This window comes from Enterobacter sp. BIDMC 27, from assembly GCF_000534415.1.
GTDB classification, from domain to species: domain Bacteria; phylum Pseudomonadota; class Gammaproteobacteria; order Enterobacterales; family Enterobacteriaceae; genus Enterobacter; species Enterobacter hormaechei_C.
The window spans coordinates 905,826-917,442 of the sequence record NZ_KI973178.1; the positions used below are offsets into that span (position 1 = coordinate 905,826).

The 11,617-nt window shown below is 51.0% G+C and carries 12 protein-coding genes; 6 read left to right on the forward strand and 6 right to left on the reverse strand.

Annotated features, from left to right (window positions below; genetic code table 11):
• Positions 1 to 23: 23 nt before the first annotated feature.
• Positions 24 to 824, forward strand: coding sequence for a lipoprotein NlpA (gene nlpA / locus L463_RS18225; RefSeq protein ID WP_032673081.1), 801 nt, complete (start codon positions 24 to 26; stop codon positions 822 to 824).
• A 33-nt stretch (positions 825 to 857) separates the two neighbouring features.
• Here nlpA and L463_RS18220 read toward each other — a convergent pair whose 3' ends face one another.
• Both L463_RS18220 and L463_RS18215 read right to left on the reverse strand, forming a co-directional pair.
• Entirely contained in the window at positions 858 to 1,538 is a 681-nt protein-coding gene (locus tag L463_RS18220) for an EAL domain-containing protein (RefSeq protein ID WP_015570094.1), read from the reverse strand.
• Between the two features lie 75 nt (positions 1,539 to 1,613).
• Positions 1,614 to 2,234 (reverse strand): LuxR C-terminal-related transcriptional regulator, encoded by a 621-nt coding sequence (locus L463_RS18215; protein WP_015570093.1) that lies wholly within the window; start codon positions 2,232 to 2,234, stop codon positions 1,614 to 1,616.
• A 570-nt stretch (positions 2,235 to 2,804) separates the two neighbouring features.
• Here L463_RS18215 and L463_RS18210 point away from each other — a divergent pair.
• On the forward strand, positions 2,805 to 3,440 hold the full coding sequence (locus tag L463_RS18210; protein ID WP_015570092.1) for a LuxR C-terminal-related transcriptional regulator: 636 nt from the start codon (positions 2,805 to 2,807) through the stop codon (positions 3,438 to 3,440).
• A gap of 6 nt (positions 3,441 to 3,446) precedes the next feature.
• On the opposite strand, the gene L463_RS18205 is transcribed toward L463_RS18210, so the two are convergent.
• Genes L463_RS18205 through L463_RS18190 form a run of 4 tightly spaced genes read right to left on the reverse strand, consistent with a single transcriptional unit; the run spans position 3,447 to position 8,364 of the window.
• On the reverse strand, positions 3,447 to 4,511 hold the full coding sequence (locus L463_RS18205; RefSeq protein WP_032103777.1) for a fimbrial protein: 1,065 nt from the start codon (positions 4,509 to 4,511) through the stop codon (positions 3,447 to 3,449).
• Positions 4,512 to 4,526: 15 nt separating this feature from the next.
• Entirely contained in the window at positions 4,527 to 7,019 is a 2,493-nt protein-coding gene (locus tag L463_RS18200) for a fimbria/pilus outer membrane usher protein (RefSeq protein WP_032103779.1), read from the reverse strand.
• Positions 7,020 to 7,034: 15 nt separating this feature from the next.
• Positions 7,035 to 7,727 carry a fimbrial biogenesis chaperone gene (locus tag L463_RS18195; RefSeq protein ID WP_032103780.1) on the reverse strand — a complete coding sequence of 231 codons (693 nt, stop codon included), beginning with the start codon at positions 7,725 to 7,727 and terminating at the stop codon, positions 7,035 to 7,037.
• Between the two features lie 52 nt (positions 7,728 to 7,779).
• Positions 7,780 to 8,364, reverse strand: coding sequence for a fimbrial protein (locus L463_RS18190; RefSeq protein ID WP_017383657.1), 585 nt, complete (start codon positions 8,362 to 8,364; stop codon positions 7,780 to 7,782).
• Positions 8,365 to 8,738: 374 nt separating this feature from the next.
• Here L463_RS18190 and L463_RS18185 point away from each other — a divergent pair, with 374 nt between their 5' ends.
• The 4 genes from L463_RS18185 (at position 8,739) to L463_RS18170 (ending at position 11,614) form a co-directional block, all read left to right on the forward strand.
• Complete coding sequence (locus L463_RS18185) at positions 8,739 to 9,551, forward strand: winged helix-turn-helix domain-containing protein (RefSeq protein WP_015570087.1); 813 nt, start codon at positions 8,739 to 8,741, stop codon at positions 9,549 to 9,551.
• 18 nt (positions 9,552 to 9,569) lie between these two features.
• A complete protein-coding gene (locus tag L463_RS18180) occupies positions 9,570 to 10,040 on the forward strand; it encodes a hypothetical protein (RefSeq protein ID WP_017383656.1) in 471 nt (156 codons plus the stop codon).
• Between the two features lie 227 nt (positions 10,041 to 10,267).
• Positions 10,268 to 10,891, forward strand: a complete 624-nt coding sequence (locus L463_RS18175) for a common pilus major fimbrillin subunit EcpA (RefSeq protein ID WP_003860995.1) — start codon at positions 10,268 to 10,270, stop codon at positions 10,889 to 10,891.
• A gap of 45 nt (positions 10,892 to 10,936) precedes the next feature.
• The gene (locus L463_RS18170; protein ID WP_022650117.1) at positions 10,937 to 11,614 is read left to right on the forward strand and encodes an EcpB family pilus assembly chaperone; all 678 of its coding nucleotides are present in this window, start codon (positions 10,937 to 10,939) and stop codon (positions 11,612 to 11,614) included.
• Positions 11,615 to 11,617 lie beyond the last annotated feature (3 nt).

Sequence of the window (11,617 nt, forward strand, 5' to 3'; positions counted from 1 at the left end):
CGTCTATCAAAAGGAACTGTCTCGTGAAACTTCGATTGGGTGCGCTTCTCCTGACTGGCCTGCTGCTCGCGGGCTGTGATCAGGGCGGCAATGATGCCAGACACATTAAAGTCGGCGTGATCAATGGCGCTGAGCAGGACGTGGCGGAAGTCGCCAAAAAGGTGGCAAAGGAGAAATACGGTCTGGATGTTGAGCTGGTGGGCTTTAGCGGCTCGCTGCTGCCCAACGATGCCACCAACCAGGGCGAACTGGACGCCAACGTCTTCCAGCATCGCCCGTTCCTCGCAGAAGATAACAAGGCGCACAATTACAAGCTGGTCGCCGTGGCCAATACCTTCGTCTTCCCGATGGCGGGTTACTCCCGAAAGATTAAATCGGTCTCTGAGCTGAAGGACGGCGCAACCATTGCGATTCCAAACGATCCCACCAACCTTGGCCGCGCGCTGTTGCTGCTGCAAAAAGAGAAGCTGATTACCCTTAAACCGGATGTTGGGCTGCTGCCAACGGCGCTGGATATTACCGTGAACCCGAAAAACTTACAGATTATGGAGCTGGAAGGGGCGCAGCTGCCGCGCGTGCTGGACGATCCGAAAGTGGATGTGGCCATCATCAGTACCACCTATCTCCAGCAAACGGGGCTTTCTCCGGTACACGACAGCGTCTTTATCGAAGACAAAAACTCACCCTACGTGAATATTGTGGTCACGCGTGAAGAGAACAAAGACGCCGAAAACGTGAAGGAATTTATCCAGTCCTATCAGTCGCCGGAAGTGGCGAAAGCGGCGGAGACCATTTTTAACGGTGGTGCGGTGCCGGGCTGGTAAGCCCCGGTAAAAAGGCCAGCGCTCCGCTGGCCGTCAAAGCGTTACGCGGGCATCGGTTCGGCTTTCGGGCCACAGAAAACCCTGACCAGACTGTGCGCCGGACGCGCGGGCGCGCGCCAGATCCCGCGAGTTTTCGATGCCTTCTATAAGAATTGATTGCGCGATACCTGCCCTGACCTCCTGTACAAACGGGGCAAGCGGCGCGCGCTCGCGCAGCGCTGAGCGGTCAATTTTCACCCCATCCAGCGGCAGCGCAAGCCGCGCGAACGCCTCCGCCAACTCCCGGGTTAAATCGTCCAGCCAGATTTGCCATCCCGCCTCTTTTAACCGAACAAGCGTGGCATGAAGGCGACGTTGCTCATCCTCGCTCAGCCGTGTGATGGTGAGGGGATCCTGAATTTCAATCGTTAACCGCTGCTGATGGCGTAATGCCAGCAACAACCGGATAGCGCGTTCGTTGAGAAGGTGTTCTGCCGGAAGGTTTAGCCAGTAAGCGTCCCGGGCGGGTATCTGTAACAGGGTGTTGGCCTGCCAGAAGAAGATTTGCAGCGCGCTGCGCGAGGGCAGCGAGGCAAACAGCACCTCAAGATTGACGTTATGGATCTCCACGAGAACTTCATGCGCGAACACCTGGCCCGAATGAAGATCGACAAGCGGCTGGAATCGCAGCCCTGAGATACGTTGCAACAAGGGAGAGGGAAGAACGGTATACATGGAACAGCCTTCAGGAAATGAAAAAAGGTTCCCGCGGACACGGGAACAAAAGGCAAACGACACACGGTCAAATTCTTAATTCAGGATCCAGCGAATGCTCTGGTAAAACGAGGGGCCACGCACGGCCTTAAGCTTGTTCATGGCGTTGTTCTTATAAAAGTAAACCAGCCTGACGTTACACCCCAGCTGACGGGCGATTTGCTTGGTTTTGAGATTACAGGAATAGCCGCGCAATACGCTGGCCTCCTCGCTGGACAACCTCGCCGGGGTGCGTAAGCGGGTCGTCATGCCTACGTTGTAACGGCCAGACTCTTGCGGCGTCTGGCTCATCAGTATTTGCCACAGCGCTTTGATATCCCCCAGGGAGACTCTTTTGCTGATGACTCCATCAACATGTTTGAATTTCAAATAGCCGGCGGATAACGAATAGATATAGATCTTCGCCGTCACTTGTTTCTGTTTAATACAGAGAATGTCGTCGTTCGTCGTCACCCGGAAATGACGCGTATTCAACGGATCATAAATGATGATATCAAAGAGTTGTTCACTCATAGCAAGTTCTTCGATATGGGTAAATCCATGGAAAATAACGTCGTGTTTTTCATCAGGCTCACGCTTTCCAAGCGATTGCAGGCCAATCATCGTGAATTCGCAGCTGTCAACAACGGCAACGTGAATTGTTTTTTTATTTTGCATTGGCATTCTCCTTTCGCTGAGTAAACAGTCCATATAAGAGAAAATGGCGGTTCGCACTCTCTTATTAAAAGAATAGCGAGCAATTTTTTAAATAACGCGATGCGATGGCATCAATGTAAGCCAATTCAAACCGTCGAGTAAAGCTGATGCCAATTATTAGCGGAAGATAAAATTGAAAAATGGTTTTAATGGTATATGCAATTGTTTTAATCTTCTAATAATATTCATACCAGATTTTTATTCTGTAAATGGGCGGTTAATAAGCATCAGAAGATTGATTAATGGGGTTAATCCACCGCCTTTTCAGTGATTTACTGCTGTTTCTGTAAGAAAAGTTGTGATCGTGGCAGGGTTATCGACAGGGCTTTATCTGCGAGGGGAAACGGCGTGCAGAATAAAATAGAATTTTTTCTATGAATTTAATGTCCTTGTTCAGATTTTTAAGCCTGAGAAGGATAAAATCCTGGCGCGAAGAGGTTGTGAGTGGTGAGTACATAAACTATTATCATTTTCCTCCGGTCACGAGAATTTAGAAAAGACATGAATAATACTGAACGTATCGTAAGGGTAATGGTGTTTTACAAAATAAATATATTTAAAGAGATAATATTCCGGGCGCTCCAGGATCTTTTACCCGATTACGTACTGAACATTACTCAGGTCGATTCCACAGAACAGGCGCTGGCGGCGGTGGCGGATAATAACGTGGATGTTTTCTTCACTGAATTTAATTATCTGCTTAATCATAAAGAGTGGAGTGCGGAGGTCAGCAGCCGTTTTACATCTTTATGTAAAACCCATCACGTCAGGCGTGTTCTGTTGGTGCCCGAGCTGCCTTACGGGCTGTTAAAAAAAGTTCTGGAGATGAAATTTGAATTAACCATCAGTCAGCAGGATGAATTGACTGAACTGAAAAAGGAATTACCCGCGTTGCTCATGGCGGACGGGCAAAAACCGTCGATCTCTTCGTGGCTCAGGCGGGTAATGCGGTCCGGCTCCCGGGCTCGTTCCATCCTCTCGGCCAGAGAGTGGGAGGTGCTTCATCTTATCGTGGAAGGATTTTCAACGACGGAGATTGCCCGTCATCGAAACCGTTCGGTCAGTACCATTGCGACACAGAAACACAATGCAATGAAAAAGCTGAATCTTTCCAACCACAGCGAACTGATTAAGTATGTGCAAGCGGTTGGAAAGATGGAGGAATAGTTCACATCAGGGATAGATAATATTCAGCGTAGCCGATGTATTGATCTTACCCTGGCTCACCTGGGCGGGCGCCCACACATAATAGTACGCCGCCATCGGAAGGGTGAAATGTTCGTCCAGCGCCGCGCCAGCCGCCACGCTGAAAATCATCGTGGCGTTGCCACGGCTGGTGGTTGAGGTAGAGAAGGTCACCGGCGTTTGCGGGGCGTCACGTTTTATCAGGCGGAGCCCCACGCCCTGCGCCGCGCTACTGCTGCTGTCGATCAGCACCGAGCTGTCGGTTGAGAGCAGCTGCGTGCTGGACAGAAACATCTCAATTGCCCGATCGGAATTGCCATTAACCCCGACGTTCTGACAGCTCATGTTCAGTGAAAAAGGCGTCAGCCCCGGCTGTGAGGATGCACTGAGCTGGGGAATGCCGAGTGTCGGCAGCGCCACGGTCAGCCCCGCATTATCAAAGGAACAGGTAGTCAGTTTCGGCGCGTATTTGATGATCATCGGTTGACCAAACATATCTCGGTTGTCGTAAGGCCACTTGAACCCGCTGAATAACCACTGCGCTATCTTGATGACCTGATTGATTGGCCAGGTGATGATTTCCCAGATGGATAACCCGCTCATGTCGCTGACGAACAGAACGTCGCTCATGTTCGCCGTATCCCCCGTCAGGGTGGTACCGCTCTGGTTAACGAGGGTGAAGCGAACCGTAAACGGTGTGTTCAGCTCAGACGCCGTATGGCTACCGCTGGCAGACAGGGTTTTATTGGCCGGGGGATCGGTGATCTCCGCCCGCACCATATACTTGTTATTGCTGAACCCGAGGATGGTCGCGTATTTGCTGTCGGTCGAGAGGATCGGCGTGTAAGAAAATTCACTGTTACCCGTCGTACAGTTGAACGAGCCGCTGTACTGGGTGCTGAAGCTGCCGGTCCATGTGGGCGTGGCCGGGCTCAGCTTATCCGATAAATCAATGGTAATCGGTGTGCCATAAACGATGCTGCTGCCGGAGCAGGTGGCATAGCTCATCCCGCTAATGCTGGTGAGGAGCAGGAACATGAATGATCGTAACATTTTGATAATCCGTAATTAATGGCAAACCGACGAGGGGCTGTTCAGCCCCCAGGCCGGGGAGGAGATTTCGCACTTTCCGCTGCGGAGATGCACGTTGAGCGCGCGTGGCGGCTGTTCAGCACGGATATACAGTACGCTGGCCTGGCCGACATACCCGACAGATCCACCGTGTTCATCCAGCACTTCGGTGCCAAACGGCAGCGGTTTGCCGTCGGTGCGCGTCGCATGAAGTACCCATGACTGGCGCTTATCGGTGTCGAAGCGGATATAACTCACCGCCCCGTCGTAAGGAGCCACGTTAGCCATATTGCCGATCACCTCCGCGCCAGCGCTGTTTTCCGTTTCGGTTAACGTAATGGCGTTTTTGCGATACGGGGTGGCGTAAGGCACCAGCGCCACGCCATCGCGGTTCGTCATAATGCTTTCATCGCCGTTCACCATCAGTCCCTCCGCCTTTGGCGCATCGACGATAGTCATGGTTGTGCCGGTTTCGTTTGAGGCGAGAACGTGCCACGGGTAGGCCACCAGGCTTCCGCGCCCGCTGAGCCCGGTCTGGCGGTAGTCGGAGGATTCGCTGTAAGAGCCACCGAGTGTCGCGAAGTTCGAACGGTACGCGGCGTTAACGCTTGCCGCATTTTTACCCCCACGCGCATTACTGCCGGAGAGGGTATAGCTCAGGCGGTTCGACGCCAGCGCGTTCCCGCTCATGCTGATATTGCTCTGTTCGTAATGCGAATCGCTGGCCGTCAGGCTGGAGGTGATCCACGCATTATTATCAAACAGCGAGAACGGCAGGCTGAGGGAGAGGTAAAGGCGCGTCTCTTCTTCACTGTCCCTGTTCCGTACCCGGCTGGCCGACAGGGTATAGCTGGCGCGGCCGATGGCGTTGGAATAGCCCATCTGATATTCGCGCGTGGTTTGCTGTGAGTTCCAGTAATCGCGCTGTGTGCCGGAGACAAACACCGTGCCCCAGTTATTGAGCAGGCGCTGATTAAGGTTAAGCGTAAAGGTATTCTTGGGCTGCGCCGCGCGCAGGGCGTCCCAGGTGCTTAGCGACATGTCGGGCGCAACGCCAAACCGATCTTCATAGTCGTCGTACTGCGCTCTCAGGCGCTGATACCCTTCGCGCGAATAGAGCGCGTCGCTGAAGCTGTAATAGCCTTTAGTGGAATAGCGATAGGCCGCCAGGGTGAAGTTGGTGGCGGTGGTATCGATAAATTTGCTGTACGACACGCGATAACTCTGACCGCTGCTGGTGCGATCCTGTAGGGTGGTTTTGGCGTGGGTGACATCAAACGAGACCGCGCCAAAGGGAAGGTTCCACCCGGTACCGACAAGCCCGGCCTGGTAGTTATCGCTAATAATCGTCCCGGTATACCCGGTGATGAGGTTATTAAACCCGTAGCGCAGCGTGGCCTGCATGAATGCGGGTTCGGCATCGAGCGTGTTCTGGTGCACTTTACCCGCCACCACGCTGTACTGACTCACCCCTTCTTTTAGCATCCCGGGCACGGCGGAAAACGGCACCGTGAAGGACTGCTGTGAACCGTCCGCCTCACGCACCACCACCAGCAAATCGCCCGCGGAGCCGGTAGGCTGAATGCTGTCGAGGGTAAACTGTCCCGGCGGCACGTTCTCCTGATAGATCACGTTGCCATTCTGGATAACTTTCACCAGGGCGTTCGTCCGTGCCACGCCGTGAACCACCGGTGAAAAACCCTGCTGCGAATTTGGGCGCATCTTCATGTCCGACGCCAGCGACACGCCGCGCACGCGCAGGGAATCAAACAGATCGCCAGGAATATAAAAGTCACCCAGCGTCAGGTTGGATTTCAGCGAGGCCAGGGGACGGCGCAGGTAGCGGGTATTATTCTGCCAGCTACTCTCTCCGCTGGCCGTTTTCCGCCAGGCGCTGCTGTCGCGAAACTGCCAGCCGAACAGGTTGGCGCCGGAATCCAGCCCGGCATAAAAATCATCATTTGTGTCTTTCGCAGTGCCTTTCGCGCGGGTGTTGTACCAGGTCGTGTTCCACGAGAGCATCAGCGCCGGGATCCCCTCGTCCCAGAACTGGGGGGCAATGTAACCTTCTTCAGTACGCTGCACGGCCGCCTGCGGAACGGTAAGCGCCAGACTCAGGGTGCTGGTATCGGTTTTGACTTCACCGCCCTGAACCAGATCGCGCAGCTGGACCTGCCCGTGCGCAATGGCGGGCGCAGGCACGGACGTGGTGTTGATGCCCAGCGACCGGGCATCTTTCCAGGCAAGGCGGATGTCGTCACGCTGCTCGCCGTAGATGACGGTATAACGTCCCTTCCAGCTGCCGTTTACGTAGATATCCATCTCCTGACTGCCGGCAGGCATGGCGTTGTTTTCGGAAAAGCGAGACAGATCGGACTCACCGGATGCGCCAGCAAGCAGGGAGGGATCAAACGAGACGGCCCCTGATTTATGCGAAAGCAGAAGCGTGCAGACTGCCAGCAGACAGAGTCTGTTTTGTTTCATTTTCATGGTGAGTCTTTCCGATCACTGACTGGTGAAAGTCCGGGTTTTATACGCGCCAAGATCGTCCACATACATCAGCTGGAAGGTCTGTCCGCGCTTAACCGTATTTTTGGCGGCGACCGTCAGCTGCCCAAACGGGGAAACCATCGGGGACTCTTGGAGCAATTTCGTTTTACCCAGCGAAATATTGGCGACCGTAATATGGAACGGACTGTTATTTGTAATGCGAAAGCGATCGCCGTCGGCGGCGAGCGTCAGTTTCGCCACCGCGTCATCCAGCGTGCCTTTCAGCGCAGCGGGCCGATAAAAAAGTTTGATACGGGATTTAATCGCCAGCTGAACAGTATTCTGGTTTTGCAGATTTTCAGGTCTGGGCGGAATGTCGAGGATATTCAGGAAAAAGACGGATTCGCGATCCGCAGGCAAGCTGGACGGCAGCTTTTTAATACGAAGCTGTTGACCATTATGTTCGTTAACCTTTATCACCGGCGGCGACAACAGAAACGGCACATTGGCTGTTTCCGGCGTGGAATTAATATCACCGTCATCTATCCAGGATTGTACCAGAGCCGGCGCATCGCCCGTATTCATTAACTGGACGATCACCTCTTTGTTATTTTCAGGATAAAGGACACGGGTGCCATTAATGACAATATTGGCCCATGAGTGACCCGTGCTTAGCAGTAAGCCTGCCAGCAAAATTGCCTTGCGCATGATTGCAACCTTAAATACAGGCTCTGCGAAAACAGAGCCTGAATAATCACTATTACAGGTAGGAAATGGTATACGTTACGTTGGAGCTTAACTCGCCCACGGTGGCGGCAGCGGCGTTTGTTTTATAGTAATAAACGTCCAGCGTCAGCGTTTCGGAATCTGGCGCGGTCGCTGTACCCATAATATTTGTCGTGTAAGGCTGGTTCAGGGTAATAGGCGTAGACGAACCTGGCTCCACTAACGCAAAGCCGACATTACGTGCCACGCTGGCATCGCTTTCGTTCACGCTGTTATTCAGCAGGTATTTACCGTCAGTGGAAATATTATCCGCGCTGGAGAAATAAACTTTCAGCGGGGTACCGGTCGTTCCGGCTGCTGGTGAGCAACCAGAGAATGTCAGCGCAATAGATTTTTTATTTCGGGTGATCAGGCCAACCGTGGTGCCCGCATCTTTTACCGAAATAGGGGAAAGCGCAACGGTAAAGTCCGCGCTTTTACCGCCGTTAATGGTACAGGTTGTATCGGTAATAGCGCCGGTAAAGTTAATGATACCACCCGCCGAATTGTCTGCGGCCACTGCGCTGGTAGAGGCAATAGCGGCGGCCAGCAGTGATACGGTCATGATCGATTTGAACATGATAAACTCCATGAAGATTTGTGTTATTTAAAATGAATGTTAATCGGCTACACATGTCCCTGATGTACCGGCTAGACGCATGGCGACTCGGGAGAATGCTTTGACGATATTATGTTGCACTAAAAAAGTACATAACAAAACATTATTCCAACAACTTCTAAAGTTTAAGATTATAATCTTGTCAGTATGTTTTTTTTAATGTTTTAACCTAAATGCGTTGGTTCGAAGATTTTTATTAATGCTTTAATAATCGTTAATTAATGAAGCTTTATGAATTCATCTCTCAATTAATATCACGCGACTTGACCACACAAACTTTAGACTTATTATTGCCTGGCAAATGCACAAAAATTTAACAATGGCGTAATAATAATATGAAGTATCTCATTGATCTTACAATGCTTTATGAAGTCGACACCGGTATGATCATGATTAATGGAGAGGAAGAGTCATCCATTAAGTTATCTAACCAGGCGGGTCGTCTGCTTTATGAACTTATCATCAATAATGGTAAAACACTCGACAGAGACGACCTGATAAAGAAGGTCTGGGAGGATCATGGTTTCTCTGGTTCTTCGGTGAGTCTAAATGTTGCCATAAGTGAAATCAGAAAAGCATTTCGTACATTAGGCTGCGACCCTTTACTGATAAAAACGATACGTGGCAAGGGATTTAGCCTTGCCGCGCATATTGAACACCACACGGTCAGGCCGCCGGTTATTTCAACGCTTAGCGAAGAATCTGCCTCTGAAGCATTCGATACGCTAGCGCATAAGAAAGATGCCGATCCGCCTAAACAAATAATATCGCTGCACAGACTCTTTATTTCTCTCTGCACGTTATTACTGATTATTGTTACCGGCACCGCTGTTTTACTGTTGCACCAGCGGGATTCCTATGCCGAGAGCCTGAAAGATTCTGATATGCATCTGCTCGGTAAAGTGGACAGGTGTACGATATACCTGATCGATAAGAATATGTATCAGCCGCGACAGCACTACTTTAATCACGTAAAAGAGGTCATCGCCAGTCAACATATCGACTGTCAACATCAGGTTGCAGATGCTTACTATTCCAGGTTTAAAAAGTCGCAGATAGAAAATTATTTCCTGGCCATCTGTTATCAGCAGGACAGTATCGACGATTATAAGAACTGCATTTCTTACAGAAGCCTGACCGGGAGTTAAAATATGTCAAGGACTAAAATGAGTGTACTGTTCAGTATCGTACTGGCGCTGTCTGTCATCGCGTTGTTATGGGTCTATTTTACCAGAACGCAGGATGAGGGGTTTGGCTGCCAGTCAGATACCATTTCCTGGAAAACCTATTCCACGGGTGAGTCAACCGATATGTCGCTAACCACGCTTTTCCTGTTTAACAACAAAGATGTTGTGACGGTTATTCATAAAGGCGTACTCAAGAAAGAGGGCAAAAGCTACCTGATTGACAGAAATTACACGCTCAGCGTGGAAAAGGTCGACGGCAGCAATATCTTTTATATTAAGGATAAAAAGCTGAATAAATCTGAAGATGATGCGGCGCCGGATGGCGTTGTAAACGAAATGTTACTTGATAATATCAACTTCTTCTATATTACCAGCGTAAAAAAACATGCGTGGTTAATTAAGGGGCTGGTGTTGCCTGTAATGATGTGTGTGGCTGTCCCGACGTCCTGATATTTCTCTTTATTGAAAAATCGATATTTATCTATTACTCGGGAAATTGAGTAATTTACTCAATACGTAACAATAAGATACGAGAAATTTATTTATATTTTTATTGTTACTCTCCGTCGAGTGAATTTTTCTGTATTGCCTCGTTATTTTGCGGCTGTCTATACTCCGCCTCGAAAAAGGGGCTCCCCTTTTTATACACGTGGATTCTTTTTTGAAGGACTAAATAAATGAACAAACTGAACGCTATCGTTCTGGGCTCCCTGCTGTCTGTTTCTGCCCTGAGCGCAGTTAATGCAGCTGAAACGACGGCTTCTGCCACCTGGCAGGCAACCGCGACCAAAGACAGCGAATCCGATCTGGTTGTTACGCCAACGCGTGCTTTGAACTTCGTTTACAGCGCCAATACCAAATCTTTCAACACCGATACCGGTCTGTTTGATGTGGCTATCCGTGGCGATCACTCTACGGCGACCAGCTTCAAACTCGAAGCTATCCTCGACGATTCAAACAACACGCTGTTCAGCGTGGGTGGTGAAGCGACCAAGCTGAAAGTGGGTGCGCGTTGGGGCGGTAACGACCTGGGCTCTATCGGTGGCACCGTGGGGGCGAAATCGACCGCATGGACCACGCTGGTTGATTCTTCTTCTAACACCGGCGTCTCTTCTGGCCTGTGGAACCTGACCACCAGCGCAGGCGCGGCGGCAGATACCGAAATTACCGGCCAGGACAAATTCGTCTTCTACGTTGACTCCGCTCAGGACAACGCGGGTACTGCGAAAGAGTTCAAAGACCTGACCAACAGCCTGTGGGAAGGGACCGTGTCTGTTGCGTTCCGCGCAACCTGGGGCTAAGGCCTGATCGATCCAGGGGCGCAAGCCCCTGTTTAGGGAAATAGCATGTTTAACCTCAAATCCGCCTTCTTATTTTTATTATTTATCTCTTCCTCCGCGCTGGCCATTAATGTGGGAAAAGTCACCACCATTATTTCTGCGGATGCTGACTCCACCGCCAAGGAAATAAAAAACGAAGCAGACAGCGTGCGTATTGTTTCTGTTCGCGCACAGCGGATCAGCAGCCCAATGGATGAAGGGATCGTCATTAATCCGGAGAAAGTGGACGAACTGTTGCTGACGCCCACGCGCATGGTAATGCCCGCCGGTACCAGCAATATCGTCAAATTTTACTATCACGGGAACGCCGATAACAAAGAGCGTTACTACCGCATTACCTTCACGGATGAAGGGGTAAGCGAAGAGGTGGACAGCGGTTCGCCAAAAAACGGCACCGGGATGACGCGTGCGGTGGTGAGCACCATTCTGGTGGTTCAGCCCCGGGATAAGAAGATTGATTTCGTCTATGTGGCGGGAAAAATAACCAATAAAGGGAACACCTCGTTTCGCGTCAATGCGACCGGGACCTGCCTGAAGCCGAATCCGGAATCCCCCGGCACGCCGTGTAGCAAAAACTTCTACCTGATGCCAGAGACCTCGCGCGCTATCGAGGATATCAACGTTACGGATAACCATTTTCATCTCGGAATATGGGACCTGAAACAGTTCATTCCTGTTAAGTAAGGA